16 protein-coding genes are annotated in these 17,949 nt (G+C 36.9%); 8 read left to right on the forward strand and 8 right to left on the reverse strand.

The window, feature by feature from the left end; translation table 11 throughout:
* Positions 1-2 precede the first annotated feature (2 nt).
* From ftsA to ACTB0X_RS07725, 3 genes are all read left to right on the forward strand, one after another.
* On the forward strand, positions 3-1,295 hold the full coding sequence (ftsA, locus tag ACTB0X_RS07715) for a cell division protein FtsA (protein ID WP_463024421.1): 1,293 nt from the start codon (positions 3-5) through the stop codon (positions 1,293-1,295).
* A 46-nt stretch (positions 1,296-1,341) separates the two neighbouring features.
* A complete protein-coding gene (ftsZ, locus tag ACTB0X_RS07720) occupies positions 1,342-2,886 on the forward strand; it encodes a cell division protein FtsZ (RefSeq protein WP_463024422.1) in 1,545 nt (514 codons plus the stop codon).
* Between the two features lie 225 nt (positions 2,887-3,111).
* Positions 3,112-3,558 (forward strand): GatB/YqeY domain-containing protein, encoded by a 447-nt coding sequence (locus ACTB0X_RS07725; RefSeq protein WP_463024423.1) that lies wholly within the window; start codon positions 3,112-3,114, stop codon positions 3,556-3,558.
* Between the two features lie 183 nt (positions 3,559-3,741).
* Here ACTB0X_RS07725 and ACTB0X_RS07730 read toward each other — a convergent pair whose 3' ends face one another.
* A complete protein-coding gene (locus ACTB0X_RS07730) occupies positions 3,742-4,350 on the reverse strand; it encodes a hypothetical protein (RefSeq protein ID WP_463024424.1) in 609 nt (202 codons plus the stop codon).
* A gap of 137 nt (positions 4,351-4,487) precedes the next feature.
* Here ACTB0X_RS07730 and ACTB0X_RS07735 point away from each other — a divergent pair, with 137 nt between their 5' ends.
* The 3 genes from ACTB0X_RS07735 (at position 4,488) to ACTB0X_RS07745 (ending at position 7,214) form a co-directional block, all read left to right on the forward strand.
* Positions 4,488-5,120 carry a hypothetical protein gene (locus ACTB0X_RS07735; protein WP_463024425.1) on the forward strand — a complete coding sequence of 211 codons (633 nt, stop codon included), beginning with the start codon at positions 4,488-4,490 and terminating at the stop codon, positions 5,118-5,120.
* 135 nt (positions 5,121-5,255) lie between these two features.
* Positions 5,256-6,272, forward strand: coding sequence for a hypothetical protein (locus ACTB0X_RS07740; protein ID WP_463024426.1), 1,017 nt, complete (start codon positions 5,256-5,258; stop codon positions 6,270-6,272).
* 48 nt (positions 6,273-6,320) lie between these two features.
* Complete coding sequence (locus ACTB0X_RS07745; protein ID WP_463024427.1) at positions 6,321-7,214, forward strand: hypothetical protein; 894 nt, start codon at positions 6,321-6,323, stop codon at positions 7,212-7,214.
* Positions 7,215-7,290: 76 nt separating this feature from the next.
* Here the strand turns inward: ACTB0X_RS07745 and groL are convergent, their stop codons facing one another.
* The 7 genes from groL to miaB all read right to left on the reverse strand — a co-directional run bounded on the left by groL (position 7,291) and on the right by miaB (position 14,091).
* Positions 7,291-8,925 (reverse strand): chaperonin GroEL, encoded by a 1,635-nt coding sequence (gene groL, locus ACTB0X_RS07750; RefSeq protein WP_463024428.1) that lies wholly within the window; start codon positions 8,923-8,925, stop codon positions 7,291-7,293.
* An 18-nt stretch (positions 8,926-8,943) separates the two neighbouring features.
* On the reverse strand, positions 8,944-9,219 hold the full coding sequence (locus tag ACTB0X_RS07755; protein ID WP_463024429.1) for a co-chaperone GroES: 276 nt from the start codon (positions 9,217-9,219) through the stop codon (positions 8,944-8,946).
* A gap of 166 nt (positions 9,220-9,385) precedes the next feature.
* The gene (secG, locus tag ACTB0X_RS07760; protein ID WP_463024430.1) at positions 9,386-9,751 is read right to left on the reverse strand and encodes a preprotein translocase subunit SecG; all 366 of its coding nucleotides are present in this window, start codon (positions 9,749-9,751) and stop codon (positions 9,386-9,388) included.
* 11 nt (positions 9,752-9,762) lie between these two features.
* Positions 9,763-10,827 (reverse strand): tetratricopeptide repeat protein, encoded by a 1,065-nt coding sequence (locus tag ACTB0X_RS07765; RefSeq protein WP_463024431.1) that lies wholly within the window; start codon positions 10,825-10,827, stop codon positions 9,763-9,765.
* On the reverse strand, positions 10,827-11,336 hold the full coding sequence (locus ACTB0X_RS07770) for an LptE family protein (RefSeq protein WP_463024432.1): 510 nt from the start codon (positions 11,334-11,336) through the stop codon (positions 10,827-10,829). The genes ACTB0X_RS07765 and ACTB0X_RS07770 overlap by 1 nt, the downstream gene beginning before the upstream one ends.
* Positions 11,333-12,595 (reverse strand): sigma-54 interaction domain-containing protein, encoded by a 1,263-nt coding sequence (locus ACTB0X_RS07775; protein ID WP_463024433.1) that lies wholly within the window; start codon positions 12,593-12,595, stop codon positions 11,333-11,335. Before ACTB0X_RS07775 ends, ACTB0X_RS07770 begins: the two co-directional genes overlap by 4 nt.
* 2 nt (positions 12,596-12,597) lie before the next feature.
* Complete coding sequence (gene miaB / locus ACTB0X_RS07780) at positions 12,598-14,091, reverse strand: tRNA (N6-isopentenyl adenosine(37)-C2)-methylthiotransferase MiaB (RefSeq protein WP_463024434.1); 1,494 nt, start codon at positions 14,089-14,091, stop codon at positions 12,598-12,600.
* A gap of 194 nt (positions 14,092-14,285) precedes the next feature.
* Between miaB and topA the strand changes: the two genes are divergently transcribed.
* Positions 14,286-16,691, forward strand: a complete 2,406-nt coding sequence (gene topA / locus ACTB0X_RS07785) for a type I DNA topoisomerase (protein WP_463024435.1) — start codon at positions 14,286-14,288, stop codon at positions 16,689-16,691.
* Entirely contained in the window at positions 16,691-17,872 is a 1,182-nt protein-coding gene (locus tag ACTB0X_RS07790; protein WP_463024436.1) for a formimidoylglutamase, read from the forward strand. The genes topA and ACTB0X_RS07790 overlap by 1 nt, the downstream gene beginning before the upstream one ends.
* Positions 17,873-17,949: the final 77 nt, after the last annotated feature.

The following is a 17,949-nucleotide window of genomic DNA, read 5'->3' on the forward strand; positions in this document are numbered from 1 at the left end:
GTATGGAGTCTTCTGACATAGTTGTAGGGTTGGACATTGGAACTACCAAAATTGTGGTCATGGTTGGTCGCAAAAACGAGCATGGGAAGTTGGAGGTTCTTGGTATGGGCAAGTCTGAATCTCTTGGTGTTACAAGAGGTGTAGTGGCCAATATTGAGAAAACGGTACAATCTATTCGTCAAGCGGTGGAAGAAGCAGAGCAAAAAAGCGGTGTAGATATTAAAGTCGTGAATGTTGGAATTGCAGGACAACACATTAAAAGTTTGCAGCACAGGGGTATTCGTGTTCGAAATTCATTGGATGATGAAATTGGACAGGATGATATTGATTTGTTGATTAATGACATGCATAAATTGGTAATGCTTCCTGGTGAAGAAATTATCGATGTATTGCCACAAGAATTTATAGTAGATAACGAGCAAGGAATTAAAGATCCTGTTGGAATGTCAGGAATCCGTTTGGAAGCCAACTTTCACATCATTACCGGGCAAGTAGCAGCAGCGAAGAACATTTATAAATGTATTCACAAAGCTGGTTTAGAAGTACAGGATTTGATCTTGGAACCATTGGCATCTTCTGAAGCGGTTTTAAGTCAAGAAGAAAAAGAAGCCGGAGTTGTTTTGGTGGATATAGGTGGTGGTACTACTGATGTTGCTATTTTTCAAGATGGGATTATTCGCCATACAGCTGTGATTCCTTTTGGTGGAAATGTGATTACAGAAGACATTAAAGAAGGCTGTAGCATTATTAAAAACCAAGCCGAATTGTTAAAAATTAAGTTTGGGTCAGCGCTGTCTAACGAAAGTCAGGACAATGAGATTGTTTCTATTCCTGGATTAAGGGGAAGAGAACCAAAAGAGATTTCAATAAAAAACCTAGCGAGTATTATACAAGCTAGATTGGAGGAGATTATAGAGAATATCTATTATGAAATAAAGAATTCTGGGTACGAAAACAAGTTAATTGCTGGGATGGTAATTACAGGTGGTGGAGCTCAATTGAGACACATTGGCCAATTGTTTGAATACGTAACTGGAATGGATACCAGAATTGGTTATCCGAATGAATACCTAGCAAAAGGAAATGCTGATGAAGTAACGAGTCCAATGTTTGCAACAAGTGTTGGATTGGTGATTAAAGGATTTCAAAAACTAGAAAAACAAAAGAATAGAATTAGCCGATCTACACAAGCAGAGCCAGATCCAGCAACTGTAAGACAAGGCGATAAAATTAAAGGCGGTTTCTTTCAGAATATTCTGAACAAAGGGAAGCAGTTTTTTGAGGAAGAAGATTAATTATTTAGAAAAAGAATTTTAGCAGAACAATAAAAACCATAGCATTATGAATTTTGACTTACCAAAAGATCAATCATCGATCATCAAAGTAATTGGTGTAGGCGGAGGCGGAAGCAACGCTGTTAACCACATGTACAAACAAGGGATAACTGGAGTAGATTTCATCATCTGCAATACAGATCAGCAAGCGCTAGACTTGAGCCCTATTCCCAATAAAATTCAGTTGGGTGCAACGCTTACTGAAGGTAGAGGAGCTGGCTCCAATCCGGAAGTCGGAAAAAACTCTGCGATTGAGAATGTAGACGAATTAAAAGAATTGTTCGCCAGCAATACTCAAATGGTATTTATTACCGCTGGTATGGGTGGTGGAACTGGTACTGGTGCAGCACCGATTATTGCGCAAACTGCCCGCGAAATGGGTATTTTGACAGTAGGTATCGTTACGATTCCATTCTCGTTCGAAGGTAGAAGAAGAAAGATTCAAGCCGATGAAGGGTTGGAATCATTAAGAAGTAATGTGGATACTTTACTGATCATTTGCAACGATAAATTGCGTGAGATGTACGGGAATTTGAAAATGTCTGAAGCATTTTCTAAAGCAGATGATATCTTGACTGTTGCTGCAAAAGGGATTGCTGAAATTATTACGGTTGCTGGTTACATCAACGTGGATTTTGAAGATGTAAAAACGGTAATGAAAGATGGTGGTACTGCAATTATGGGATCTGCAAGTGCTGAAGGAACTGATCGTGCAATACAAGCGGTGACGAAGGCTATGGCGTCACCATTGTTGAACGACAATGAGATTAAGGGTGCGAAGTATATTCTGCTAAATATTACTTCGGGCGACGACGAAATTTCGATGGATGAAATTGACTCAATTACAGAATACATACAAGAAGAAGCAGGCAATACTGCGGATATTATTTGGGGTAACGGAATTGATGAAACGTTAGGTGCCAAAGTAAGTGTAACAATTGTGGCTACCGGTTTTGGGTCTAAAAATGCAATTGATGTAAATTTTAATAAGGAGCCTAAGAGAGTAGTAAGAAGTTTGACAGACGAGGTTCCTACTAACATTACGCAGCAAGTAAGAGGTGAAGAAAAGAAGGAAGAAGAACCGAAGGAAAGTTCAAATGAGCCCTTCTTAAAAGCTTCTGAAAATCAAGTAAGTTTTGAATTTGAAATTAAGAAGCCAGAGCCAAGACATACGCCAACTCCTGAGCCAGAAATGAAAAAGCAATCTCAGCCAGAGATTATTCGTCATACTTTAGATGAAGAAATGGACAGCGCCGATGATGATTCTACTCAAGAAGAAACAACTCACCGCAAGACAGTGAGTGATGAGGAGCAAATGAGAAGAGCGCATGAGCGTATTTTGAAATTGAAAAGCTTGAACTTAAAAATGAAGACTCCAGGTGGAATTAATGATCTAGAGAATGAGCCTGCCTACAAGCGCAGAAACATTCGTTTAGATTCTACTCCTCACAGTTCAGAGTCTAACGTTTCTAGGTATACTTTATCTGAAGATGAGGACAAGAAAACAACATTGAGACAAAACAATTCTTTCCTACATGATAATGTAGATTGATATAGACTATTAAATTCCAATTAGATTGACCGTTATTTAGTTGAGTTAAATCACCTAAAAATAATTGAATGTTTATTATTTAATAGAAGCTAGTCTAACGTCTAACTTCTAACAGTGCAGCGGTCTTTTATCTTCTTAAAATAATATTTAGAAGCCATTCTACCTCATTTTAGTTGAGATGGGATGGCTTTTTTTTATCTTTGTGATTCATAAAAATAGAATACCATGACTTTAACGGAACAAATCAACAACGATATAAAAACCGCAATGAAAGAGCGGAATCAACCTAAATTGGCTGCTTTGAGAGCCATTAAATCAGCCTTGTTGCTAGCAGCGACTGAAAAAGGTGGCGGAAAAGATGCTGAGGCAGAAGAAGTGCGCATGTTACAAAAACAGGTAAAACAACGACGTGAAGCAGCTGAGATATACACTACCCAAGGACGTGAAGACTTGGCGAAAGATGAAATAGATCAAGCCATTATCATCGAACAATATTTACCAAAGCAAATGAGTGAAGAAGAATTGGTAAAAGAAATTACTGCAATTATTGGCGAGACTGGTGCTTCTAGTGCTGCTGATATGGGAAAAGTGATGGGAGCTGCCACTAAGAAACTAGCCGGTAAAGCGGATGGAAAAGATATTTCAAGAATTGTGAAAGGAATGCTGAGTTAGTATTTTGTGATCTATAGAACTAAAAAAATAGAGTATAAAGCATGGCGTGGGTCATGCTTTTTTTATGCCTTCATATTCTATAATTTCTGATTAAATCTCAAATTAAATAACTATAAATCATCTAAAGTTAAATCCGGAAGCTATTGGGCCTAACTGCGCAGCGGTCTAAAATCTAAGAATGATCTACTTATTCAACTCAAAAAATAACTTCTCATTAAAAATTTCAACCGTTCGGTGATGGCCTCTATCAAAAAGTGGCAACGACTCAAAAGTTCTGGTGTAATAAGGAAACGGAGGTTCCATTTGATTCATTTGTGCATCATAGACAACCAAAGCTGGAATTCCTAGATTTTCGGTACGTGTAAAATCAGCAATAAGATAAAAGTCATTGAGGGATTCTATGTCAACAATGTTTAAATCATTGTCCATTAAAACACCCTTAAAGTCTCCATTAATTACATTAGGCGTATTGTCACTATAAAAGAAATAGACCTTATTAGTAAACTTCATTAGCGTGTTAAAAGCCGAAGTAATACTTTTGTTTTGTTCTTGTTGTTCTGCCTTTATTTCTTCATACTTTTCATCTAGCCCCATTTTTTCTAATAGCTCGAGTTGTTTATCAGCAGTATTCAACCGAACCAATAAAGCTCCAGTTCGAAGATTGATGACGGCTAGTTTGGCAATGTCTTTTCTTTTGCGACTGACATCAGTCTTATCTTCAACTGATTTTTCTTGGGCAAAAAGGCCAATGCAAGTGGATAGAAGGAAAACGAGTGAGATTATTTTTTTCATGGTGCTTATTTTCTACAACATTATAGACAATGTGTAACGTTTTTTCGTCTACTATAGTTTAATTCTTGCTAAAATTAAGGATTTACAAAAAGGTCTTGTGTTTGATTAATGAAAAGCCAAACCAATAAAGATATAGCATGAAAAAATTTAACTTATTAAATCAAAAGTCAATAGTATTGTCGTTCATCATTGCCATTGTATTCTCTTCTTGCACAATGGTCAAGTCGGGAGATGTCAATAATTTTAATCGAGTGAAATACCACCCACATCTCAAAGGGGTAAAATTGACAAAAACAGATAAGATTGATCAGTCTAAAACTTCTGAATTAAGTCAAGTCGAAATTGAAGAATATAAAACGAAAAAGCTAGAAAGAACAGCTGTCGATGCTGAGCAATTAGCAATTACTGAAGGTTCTTCTAGAAAGTTTAAGCAATCAACTGCAGAAAGGAAAATCACTAACACAGTTGAGCGGAAAACTAAAAAGAATAAAATAGAAAATAACGAAGGTAGCCTTAATGATTTTTCACCAGTCATCGCATTGAATGGATTAAGCAATTGGACAGACTTGATGCCTGTGAAAAGAGCCATGTTGAATGTACCACCTGTTGATGATGATTCAGGGATTAGCGGCCTTATTTGGCTACTATTGGTAATTCTGCTAGTACTTGTGATTCTTAGTATCCTTGCGAATCTTGGTGGAGGAGTAATAGGTACACTAGTAGCAGTTTTGTTAATCCTGTTAATCTTGAGTTTATTGGGGATTATCTAGAACTAGCATTATAGTTCGATCAATATAGAAAAAAGACCTTGGATGCTCCAAGGTCTTTTTTTTGTTTAACAATATCGTGTCCAATTGGTTAGTTTTGTTATATTTGGTTATAACAACTAAATCAAAACTAAATCTATGCTAAAACTGATTCTGCTCTCACTTTCCTTAATTTTCGTGTTCAATTGTACGGCTCAATATACTGCAGCAGATTATTATAACGATACTAAGTTGTTTGCGCAAATTAGTAGTTATAAGCAACAAGGTAAAATAGATTCTGCCATAGTATTGATGGAGGAGGTAAAGAAGAAATTATTGCCTCAAAATAAAAGTTTTGGAGATCAATTGCTTAAGCAGTATGATAGTTCTGAAAGTCGTTCTCTTGACCCTTCATGGATCCTTAATTTGAAGAGTCGGCTTAATGATATTAAACCATTGCCATCGCCACCGAACAAAGATGCAATTGAAAAGATATTAAATGCGCTTTTAGCACAAGATAAGGCATTGGTGAAGTATAAAGATGATAACAGCCTTTACGGTGAAAATGGGAATGATTCATTGGATAGTGTAAGAAGAGAAATTACTTCCCGATTTGATAGTGTTTGTGAAGCGGTCGGTGGTTGGCCAAGCAGCTATTTGTATTCTTTGGATGGGTCGTTGGTGTTGTTGCTTTTGCATAATGGAGAGATTACAAAGAATAGAGTGAAACAATATTATACTCATGCAGCTGAACTTTGTCTACAAGAAAAAGAAAGTTGGAATGTCGCAATTGGTATTTTAGGTGCTAGAAAGCAATATTTCGGATCAGATGTTCGAAGAAAGGGAGTAATCAGCGATACTTTATTTAATGTTCTGAATAATCTAACGATAGAGGATAATAAAATGATTTTACCATACTTGGTTTGGTTCGCTTCTGACCTCTCGAATAATGGGCGATCCACATTGAGAATAATTACAAATGACAGAATTGTTGGGGAAGACATAAAATGGAATATTATGAAATATAAATTTGTTTCACAATTACCCGAAGAATTATTAAAACTCTTAAAAGAAGGCGGATTTGATTACCCTAAAGAATTGACGGAGGATAGAATTTTAATTGAAGTAGATTCAAAGGCAGATCAAAACGTAATGTATAAATTTCAATATTTATAATTTTTCATTGACAATCGAATTAGGATGTTAAGGTGTTTTGTAAAGAGAATGTTCATATTGTTAATTGGAATATTTCTTTCAGGGTATTTACAAGCTCAAGATTTACTTATTCAAAAGTTTCTAAAATTAGAGATTGTCAAGGTAAACTATGCTACGGGGAATTTTCAAGAGTGCATTTCAGTGTTTGAAACTAACAATCTAAGTGAGATTCTACCAACCCGGGATCATTATTTAATAGCGGATTGTTATCAGAAAATTGGTCATATCAAAGCCGCACGCAATTTAGTGCATAAAGCTATTGTCAATGGAGCGAAATTCGATTGGCTGAGCAGTTATCCTGAATTAAAGCAATCCTTTTCATTTACAGATTCTATTTATTTTAGTAATACTTACCAGGAAGGATTGAAGAAACAAGATTTTGCAATCTACAGTCAATTGGTTTCCATGTATGAGTTAGATCAAAATGCAAGGCTACTGTGGATGAAGAGAAGAGATAGCTGCAGCCAAGATTTAATGAATCAAGTGGATGCTAAACATAAAGTTACACTGTTTGAAATGATTCGTGAGCATGGTTGGTTGGGAGGGAATAATCTATTTTTGGATGATTACTTTTTTCCAGTCTTTTTACACGTCACTAGTTTCGATTCAAATATTCAAGAGTTTGATTCTTTGCGTGCTGAGCTGCAAAAGTTAGTATTGTTAAATCAATTACAACCTTCAACTTATGCTTTTTGGGTGGATCGATATATGGTGTTTAATCTAAAAATCCCCCAAAAATATGGCACCTTTTGGAGAAGTAGTGAGGAAGGTAAAGTATTGGATGAATTACAGGACCCTGAGAATATTGATTCTGTTCGGCAATCTATAGGTCTTTCTACTTTGCAACAATACAAAGCCTATAATTCATCTGTGACTTTGCCTAAATGGTATCATCCAGAATAATTAGATTTTTTTTCACAAAAAAAGAGCCCCAAAATAATTGGAGCTCTTTCTATATAATTTCAGTCGGTTGGGAGAATTACATCATTCCACCCATTCCGCCCATACCACCAGGCATTCCTTGCGCACCACCTTCTTCAGGGATGTCAGCAATAACACACTCAGTAGTCAATAACATGCTTGCGATAGACGCAGCGTTTTCTAAAGCAACACGAGATACTTTGGTTGGGTCGATTACACCTGCATCGAATAAGTTTTCATAAACTTCTGTTCTTGCGTTGTAACCGTAATCGCCTTTTCCTTCTCTCACTTTCTGAATCACGATTGATCCTTCACCACCGCAGTTAGCAACGATTTGTCTCAATGGTTCTTCAACAGCTCTTCTGATAATGTCGATACCTGTTTTTTCGTCTGCATTGTCGCCTTTTAAGCCATCTAATGCTACTAAAGCGCGAATGTATGCAACACCACCACCAGGAACAATTCCTTCTTCTACAGCAGCTTTTGTTGCAGCTAAAGCATCATCCACTCTGTCTTTCTTCTCTTTCATTTCTACTTCAGAAGCAGCACCTACATAAAGAACAGCTACACCGCCAGCCAATTTAGCCAAACGCTCTTGCAATTTCTCTCTGTCGTAATCAGAAGTAGTATTTTCTACCTGAGCTTTAATCTGAGAAACTCTAGATTGAATATCTTCTTTGTTTCCAGCACCATTTACAATGGTTGTATTGTCTTTGTCAATGGTAATTTTTTCTGCTTGACCTAAATATGATAAATCAGTGTTCTCTAATTTATAACCTCTTTCTTCAGAAATTACAGTACCACCAGTCAAAATAGCAATGTCTTCCAACATCTCTTTTCTTCTGTCACCAAATCCTGGCGCTTTTACCGCAGCAATTTTCAGTGATCCTCTGATTTTATTTACCACCAATGTAGCCAGCGCTTCGCCTTCTACATCTTCAGCAATAATCAATAAAGGTCTTCCTGATTGAGCAGATTTCTCAAGAACAGGTAATAAATCCTTCATGTTAGACACCTTCTTGTCGTATATCAATACGTAAGGATTGTCTAAATCAGCAATCATTTTCTCTGTGTCGGTCACGAAGTAAGGAGATAAATATCCTCTGTCGAATTGCATTCCTTCTACGATTTCTACAGTCGTTTCAGTTCCTTTTGCTTCTTCAACAGTGATTACACCTTCTTTTTTCACTTTAGCCATTGCCTCAGCGATCAATTTTCCAATAGAGCTATCGTTGTTAGCAGAAATGGTAGCTACTTGCTCAATTTTCTGAATATCATCACCAACTGTTTGAGAAACTTTCTTCAATTCAGCAACGATAGCCGTTACTGCTTTGTCGATTCCTCTTTTCAAATCCATTGGGTTAGCGCCCGCTGCTACGTTTTTCAATCCTGCAGTAATGATCGCTTGTGCTAAGATCGTTGCAGTAGTTGTTCCATCACCTGCATCGTCTGCAGTTTTAGAAGCTACTTCTTTTAGCATTTGAGCACCCATGTTCTCCACCGTGTCTTTCAACTCGATTTCTCTTGCAACAGATACTCCATCTTTTGTTACTGATGGAGCGCCAAATTTTTTATCAATAATTACATTTCTACCTTTAGGGCCTAGCGTTACTTTTACAGCGTTCGCTAAAATATCTACACCTCTTTTCAGTGCATCACGTGCTTCTAAGTCGAATGTTATTTCCTTTGCCATTTTCTTTAATTTTTATATTTAAACAATTGCTAAAATATCAGATTCTCTCATAATCAAGTAGTCTGTTCCTTCTAAAACCAACTCTGATCCTGAATACTTGCCATAAAGAACTTTATCGCCAACTTTTACAGTCATTGGTTCTTCAGGTTTTCCATTCCCCACGGCTACTACTACGCCTCTCTGTGGTTTTTCCTTAGCGGTATCAGGAATTATAATACCTCCTGCCGTTTTCTCTTCTGCTGCAGCTGGTTCTACAAGAACTCTATCTGCAAGTGGTTTAATGTTTACTGACATATTTTGTATTTTAAGTGTTATTAATTGATGTAATCGCTAGGTCATATTTTGTGCCAATGGTAATTTTTCTAAAAATTGACAGAGTAGGTGAATTTTGGGCATAAAAAAAGTGTCAGAATATGACATTCTGACACCTTAAAATGAATTTTACTCGTTCTTTTAAATCTTACTCAGCTTCTTCTGCTGGAGCATCATTTCCACCTGCAGGCATTGGCGTCTCTTCTTGTAAAAGAGGTGCTTGCTCAGTTGGAATTATAATTTGGTTGGCTTCATTGGTCAATTCAGACTCTGTTTGCTCAACTGAAACGGTTGTGTGATCATTAAATGTTGCGGATACGACACTTAGCACTACTAGTGCAATCGCCAATGTCCAAGTCGCTTTCTCAATAAAGTCGGTCGTTTTTCTCACTCCCATTACTTGGTTAGAAGATGAAAAGTTAGAAGCAAGACCCCCTTTTGGATTTTGTACTAGTACTACTAGAATCAAAAGGATAGCGATGATTAAAATCAATACGGATATAATTGTGCCCATTCTGTTTTTATTTATTTAGGTTCTTCACCCAGTTTATTAATTTGGTTTGCAAAATAAATTCTTTTTTCTGGATATTTCAAGGCTAATTTTTCATAAGCTGAAATTGCACGCTCTTTATTGCCTTGTTGCGCATAAATTTTTGCTAATGTTTCAGTTACCAAGTCATCGTCTTCCTTCACACTTAGCCTTGCCATGTTGGCTGGAGAATAAAATTCTCGTTTAGGACGAATTTGTGGTTCAGTTTTAATGAACTTACTGATTAAATCGTCTTTTTTAGGTGCAGGAGTCTCCTTTTTTGCCTCAATTTTAGTCGGATTATTAAAAAGTCCCAACCATTCATTAAAACTATGTTCGCCTGTGGGGGAATCAACAGTTGCTTCAGGAGCATTGCTTGCCGTTTCTTCCTCGTCTAATTCTTCTTCATCGTCTAATTCATCTGCTTCCAACAACAAAGTACTGCTTATTGCCGAACTCAAAATTTGTCGTTCTAAGAATTTATCTTCTTCTGTTTTTTCTTCTTTTGCTGGAGCAGCTGTGGTGTCAACTTCTTCTATTGGAGCAGGAGGAATGGTTTTAAATGCCGCCGGTTCTGGATGCACCTCTTCCTCTAGTGGTGGAGTTTCTATTGGCGCAATTGGGTCACTTATTTGTTCATGAGGAACAAAAGCAATCGGATCAATGGAAGTTTCTTTGGATGCTAAAGTAGGTTCTGGTATTGGGGATTCAGCAACTGGTTCTTGATCCTGAATAGGCGAAACAAATGGAGGTTCTATTTCAACTACTGGTGGAATGTATTGCTGTTCTGGTGCAATAGTTTCACTTTTAATGACTGCTGGTGTGCTATTTTTTTCTAAAATTAACCGATGCAATACTTTTCGGTCATTAGCATAGGCTGCCGCTAATCGCAATTGATTTTCAAATGCAATGTTTCCCGAATTGTGGAGTGCTTTCGCCAAAATAACCTGTCCCGCTTGGCAATAAGGATATTCACTTGAAAATTGCTTCAGCAATTCAATGGATTCCTGTTGGATACTTTCAGGTTGTTTTACAAATGATATGAAGTCGTTTCTGTTCATTACCAATTACTCACTGATGCATTAAAAATATCTTGAGTTAATTTATTATTAATTGATTCAATGAGTTGATCTTCCACAGTAGATAAATTCTCCGAGGACGAGAAGTCTTCAAACTGGGTGAATGATTTCTCAAAACTTTGTGTTTCGTCAATAGTGTTTGTAAACTTAACATTTACGGTCATGTTTAGTCGTGTTTGCGCTGCTATTTCGTTTCCTTGTATCGCTAAAGGAACCGCTTCGTATCTGGTTATCGCTCCCTCAAAACGCAAATCGCCGGCCTCTCTCACTAAAGTTAAATTGGTTTGAGAAATAAATACATCTTTTAGCGCTTCTGTAAATTTTTGACTTACCGTTACCTGTGCAATAGGGGCATAGTTCGGAAACAAAGCAACCGATACCGTTTTTACTTTTGGATCTATAGAAGCACCCGTAAATGAATAACATCCGTAGAAACTGGCCATAAAGGTTATCGCTGTGCTCAGGAATATAGATTTTAGTGTTACTCTCATAAGTCTGCAATATTATATTCTTTTATCTTACGATAAAGCGTTCTTTCTGAAATTCCCAATTCTTTCGATGCATTTTTACGTTTTCCATCATACTTTTTCAATGCTCGTTTGATTAATTCCTTCTCTGTGTCAGCTATAGATAAAGAATCTTCTACTATCTCATGGTTGGATTCTTCGGTCTCCTCATCGTCATAATTCGCAGTAGAATTATTTTCAACTGGTTGGTTGTATTGCTGAATTCGAACTGGTAATTCTGGTTTTTCAGGCGCTCCTTCATCGTCATATAATCGCTGAATAATTTGAGCGCCTTCCTTACTATTGACGAAACCATTCTCTGAATTCAAGGCTTTGTAAACCAGTTTTTTCAAATCGGTAACGTCTCGTTTTAAATCAAACAAGACTTTGTACAAAATTTCTCGCTCATTCATGCCTGCTTCACCGTCTTCGCTTTTATAAATAGCTGGTAAATGATGGTTGTCAATGGTCGGTAAGTAATTTTTTAGCACATTTTCGTCAATGTCTTTCTTTTTCTCAATAACTGAGATCTGTTCCGTCACATTTTTCAACTGACGGATGTTTCCCGGCCATCTAAAGTTTTCTAACAACACTTTTGCTCGGTCTGTTAGCTGAACTACTGGCATTCTGTATTTGGCAGCAAAGTCAGATGCAAATTTCCGAAACAACAGATAAATGTCTTCTTTTCGCTCACGCAATGGTGGGATTAGAATCGGAACAGTATTTAATCGATAATACAGATCTTCTCGAAATTTATTGTTTTTAATAGCTTCCGGAATGTTTACGTTAGTAGCCGCTACTATTCGAACATTCGTTTTTTGGGTTTTTGAAGACCCCACTTTTAAGAATTCTCCAGTCTCAAGTACTCTTAACAAGCGCACTTGTGTTTGTAAAGGTAATTCAGCTACTTCATCCAAAAAGATGGTACCGCCATCAGCTACCTCAAAATATCCTTTTCGAGCTTCATTGGCGCCGGTAAACGATCCTTTTTCATGTCCAAATAGTTCTGAGTCAATTGTTCCTTCTGGAATAGCGCCACAGTTTACTGCAATGTATTTATTGTGCTTCCTAGCACTTAATTGATGAATGATTTGAGGCATGTTTTCTTTTCCGACCCCACTTTCTCCACCAACCAACACTGATAAGTCTGTGGAGGCTACTTGAACAGCAATGTCAATAGCTCGAAGTAAAACCGGTGAATGTCCGATAATACCAAAACGTTGTTTTATTTGATCTACTGTCATTGTTAATTATTTACTACTGTACCTAATAAAGTCCCTGTTGTGCAATCTTCAATTAACACATTCACATAACTCCCAATTTTATAATCTCCTTTTGGAAAAACTGCCACTGCATTCTGAGGAGTTCTTCCAAACAATTCCTGATCAGATTTCTTAGAAACACCTTCGATTAATACTTCATAAGTTTTACCGACCATTTCATTGTTTCTGAAATGCGTATTCTCTCGATGCAATCGAATGATTTCTTCCAATCTTCTTTGTTTCGTATCTTCTGGAATATCGTCTTCAAATTTACGCTGTGCCACTGTGTTTGGACGTTCAGAATACTTGAACATATATCCTAAACCATATTTTACATAACGCATCATTTCTAACGTGTCCTGATGGTCTTCTTCTGTTTCTGTACAAAATCCAACAATAATGTCCGTAGAAATTGCGCAACCAGGAATGATTCTATTGATGGAATCAATTCGCTCTTTGTACCATTCTTTGGTATATCCACGATTCATCAACTCTAAAATCCGAGTGCTTCCTGACTGAACTGGCAAATGAATATAGCTGCACACATGATGGTATTTCGCAATCACATGCAATACATCGTCTGTGAGGTCTTGTGGGTGAGAAGTTGAAAATCGAACCCTTAATAAAGGACTAATTTGTGCCACTTGTTCTAATAATTGTGCAAAATTCACACTCTCAGCTTTCTCTTCTTCTGATAAGTTTTTGAATTCTTTTTTCAATCCGCCACCATACCATAAATAAGAGTCTACATTTTGTCCCAGTAGGGTAACTTCTCTATAACCGTTATTAAACAATTGCTGTGCTTCATTGATAATACTTTCCGGATCTCTACTTCGCTCTCTTCCTCTTGTAAAAGGAACCACACAGAAAGTGCACATATTGTCGCAACCTCTGGTAATAGAAACAAAAGCGGTTACACCATTTTCATTCGTGCGCTTTGGAATGATGTCTCCATAAGTTTCATCTTTCGATAAAACAACATTTACTGCTTTTTGACCATTGTCTACTTCGTTCACCAAATTGGGTAAATCGCGATATGCATCTGGACCAACAACTAAATCTACCAGCTTTTCTTGATCAATTAATTGAGATTTCAATCGTTCAGCCATACATCCTAAAACGCCAATGATCATTTTAGGGTTATTCTTTTTAATGGTATTAAAATTTGAAAGTCGTTTTCTTATTGTTTGTTCAGCCTTGTCCCGAATGGAACAGGTGTTCAATAAAACCAAATCAGCTTCCGCCAATTCTTTGGTGGTGTCAAATCCATCTTGAGATAGAATGGAAGCAACCACTTCGCTGTCTGCAAAGTTCATTTGGCAACCATAGCTTTCAATGTATACTTTTCTGCCAGAGTTATTTTTTTGTTGAGTTTCCTGTATTAAAGCTTCACCCTGCCTGCTCTCGTCTACTTCTTTAATTCCTTCTTTCAGCATTTCTTGAAAATTATTCTTTTTTGGATGCTCAAAATTAGCCATTTTTTAAAAGTGTGACAAAATGACATATTTTTTAAGATAATTTAATTTTGGGGTATTTGTTGATTGTATTATGCTTTAAATTAGTTATTTGTAAAATAATTAGAAAATTGGGCTTGTGAATACTTTTGTTAGCTAATTGTTTTATCTTTTTATTTGTATCGAATTTTTCACTTTATAGTTATAAAAAATCAAGAATGGCCAAAAACTTAGTAATAGTTGAATCACCCGCAAAAGCAAAGACAATTGAAGGATTTTTAGGGAAGGACTTTGTTGTGAAATCGAGTTTTGGACACATCCGTGATTTGCCTGGAAAGGACATTTCCATTGACATAGAAAATAATTTCGAACCCAAATATGTTATTTCAGACGACAAAAAGAAAATTGTTGCTGAGTTAAAGAAATTGGCTAAATCATCAGAGATTGTATGGTTAGCAACGGATGAGGATCGCGAAGGGGAAGCCATTTCATGGCATTTATTAGAAGCGCTTGAGTTGGATGAAAAAAAGACAAAGCGAATTGTTTTTCATGAAATTACAAAAGGTGCGATTACGCATGCAATAGAAACTCCAAGAGCATTGGATAAAAATTTAGTCGATGCTCAGCAAGCAAGAAGAGTGTTGGATCGATTGGTGGGATATGAATTGTCTCCTATATTATGGAAGAAAATTAAACCATCATTGTCTGCCGGTCGTGTGCAGTCGGTTGCCGTTCGCTTAATTGTAGAAAGAGAGCGTGAAATCATGAATTTCAACGGATCTTCTTCTTATCGGGTGATTGGAAATTTCTTGATTGATGGTAAAACATTATTGAAAGCTGAATTGCCAAAACGATTCACTAAAAAAGAAGAGGCACATGCCTTTTTGGAAGCTTGTGCTAAATCAGAATTTAAAATTGCTGACTTAGAAACAAAGCCAGCTAAGAAATCGCCAACTGCTCCTTTTACCACATCAACGTTGCAACAAGAAGCCAGTAGAAAACTAGGTTTTTCAGTAAGCCAAACCATGATGGTGGCTCAGCGCCTATACGAAGCTGGAAAAATCACCTATATGAGAACGGATTCTGTCAACTTATCAGAAACTGCTTTGAATGGAGCTAGAAACGAAATTGTCTCGTCGTATGGTAAGGAATACGCTCAAACTAGAAAATATTCAACCAAGTCAAAAGGCGCGCAAGAAGCTCACGAAGCCATTCGACCAACAGACTTTTCAGTTCATGAAATTGGTGGAGCAAATCAAGAATCGAGATTGTATGATTTGATTTGGAAAAGATCAATTGCTTCTCAGATGAGTGATGCTCAATTGGAAAAAACAACCGTCAAAATTGACGTTTCTAAAGGTGATCAAGATTTTGTAGCCAAAGGTGAGGTGATCAAATTTGAAGGTTTCTTGAAGGTATATTTAGAATCTACTGATGATGAATCAGACGAAGAAAAAGAAGGTGTATTGCCACCAATGAAAGTCGGTGAAAAGCTGGGGATGAAAGAAATTTCAGCAACACAACGATTTACGCAGCACCCACCAAGATACCAAGAAGCAAGTCTGGTTCGAAAGTTAGAAGAATTAGGTATTGGCCGTCCGTCTACTTATGCACCAACGATTTCAACTGTTCAGAAAAGAGGTTATGTTGTTAAAGAGGCTAGAGAAGGCGTGGAAAGAAAGTATGTGCAAATTATACTTGACACGAAAGGATTAGACGAAGAAACAAAAACAGAGACAACAGGTGCAGAAAAGAATAAATTATTTCCAACCGATATTGGGATGGTTGTGACAGATTTCTTAGTAGAGCATTTTGAGCGCATCATGGATTATGGGTTTACTGCAGACGTAGAAAAACAATTTGATGATATCGCAGATGGGGAACGGAAGTGGAATAAGATGATAGAAACATTTTATAAAACTTTTCATACCAATGTGGTTGATACATTAGAAAATGCAGATAGAGCAAGCGGAGAAAGAGAGCTTGGGAAGGACCCAAAATCAGGTAAAAAATTAATCGTACGAATTGGTCGATTTGGTCCTATGGCCCAAATTGGTGATTCAGAAGATGAAGAAAAGCCTCAATTTGCTAGTTTATTGCCAACACAGAATCTAGAAACCATCACTTTCGAAGAAGCATTAGATCTATTTAAGCTTCCGCGTGAAGTAGGCGAATATAAAGGTGAAATGATGGTGGCTGCAATCGGTCGATTTGGACCTTATATCCGTTACGGAAAATTATTTGCCTCTATTAAGAAAGCTGATGGCGATGATCCGATGACCATTACTCAAGAAAGAGCAGAAGAGATTGTAAAAGCCAAAATTCAAGCTGAGATAGATAAATACATTAAGGTGTTTGATGAAGATCCTGATGTTCAGGTATTGAATGGCCGATATGGCCCCTACATTAAGCACGGCAAGAAGAATGTGAAAATTCCAAAGGATGTAGAACCAAGTTCATTAACACTGGAGCAGTGTTTGAAATTATCAGCCGAAGCGCCAGATAAAAAGGGTGGTAGAGGATCTGCAGCAAAGAAAACAACAGCTAAAAAAGCACCTGCGAAGAAGGCGCCGGCCAAGAAAAAGCCTGCAGCAAAAAAGACGACTCCTAAAAAGAAAAAGTAATGGATTACTTAGATTTTGTTGAAGGTGTCCAGTTGGAGAAAATAATTGGTTCTGATGACTATCAGATGGACCACTTGAGGAATACTATTCGCATTCGGACCACTGAAAATAAAGGTGCTTTTGAATGGTTGCCAACTGATAAAATAGCAATTTTAGGAGTAGAGGAAGAGAGAGGGAATCCTAAGAATGCAGGTGCATCAAACTCTCCTGACCAATTTAGAAAGTATTTCTACAAACTATTTAAAGGAGTTGGCTTTGCAGATATTGTAGACTTAGGAAATATTAAACCGGGGAATACACTCTCCGATACTTATTTTGCTGTTTCGGAAACAGTAAGTAATTTGATTAAAAATGGAATTATTCCGGTAATTATTGGGGGTACAAAAGATTTGACTTTTGCTAATTTTCAAGCCTATAAAACACTGGAGCAAACTGTTAATTTAACAGCGATTGATTCAGCCTTTAATATAGGAGATACTGCTGCACCAATTAATTCTACAAATTATTTAAGCAAAGTGGTGTTACACCAGCCTAACTTTCTTTTTAATTTCAGCAATATCGGTTATCAAACCTATTTTGTAAGTCAAAATGAGGTAGGATTAATCGATCAACTCTATTTTGATACCTATCGATTGGGATTTGTTCGTTCTGATATTCGAGAAAATGAACCAATTATTCGAAATGCTGACTTTGTTAGCTTTGATATTTCTTCTATCCGACAATCAGAGGCTCCTGCATGTGCAGCTGCCACTCCAAATGGATTGTTTGGCGACGAAGCATGTCAGTTGGCACGATATGCTGGATTAAGCGATAAATTGACCTCTATCGGATTTTATGAAGTAAATCCTTCGCTTGATTTTCATGGACAAACAAGTCACTTATTGGCACAGATGATTTGGTATTTTATGGACGGTGTATTTAATCGAAAAAAGGATTTTCCTGCTTGTAATAAAACCGAATATGTTAAATATACCGTTGCAATGGAATCTCACAAAGACGACATTGTATTTTATAAAAGCGAGAAAAGTGACCGTTGGTTTATGGATGTTCCTTACCCAAATGCAACAGGAAGTAAATACGAAAGACATTTGTTAGTGCCATGTAGTTATTTAGACTATCAGGTTGCGTGTAATAATGAGCTGCCAGACAGGTGGGTTCAGACGTTTAAGAAGCTCCGGTAGGCTTTTTAGGAAAATAAAAATTCAAGAGAATCGTTAAAAAAGTTTAACAGCTTACAAATTTTAGGTATTTTAGTGCA

This window comes from Acidiluteibacter sp. (assembly GCF_055129545.1).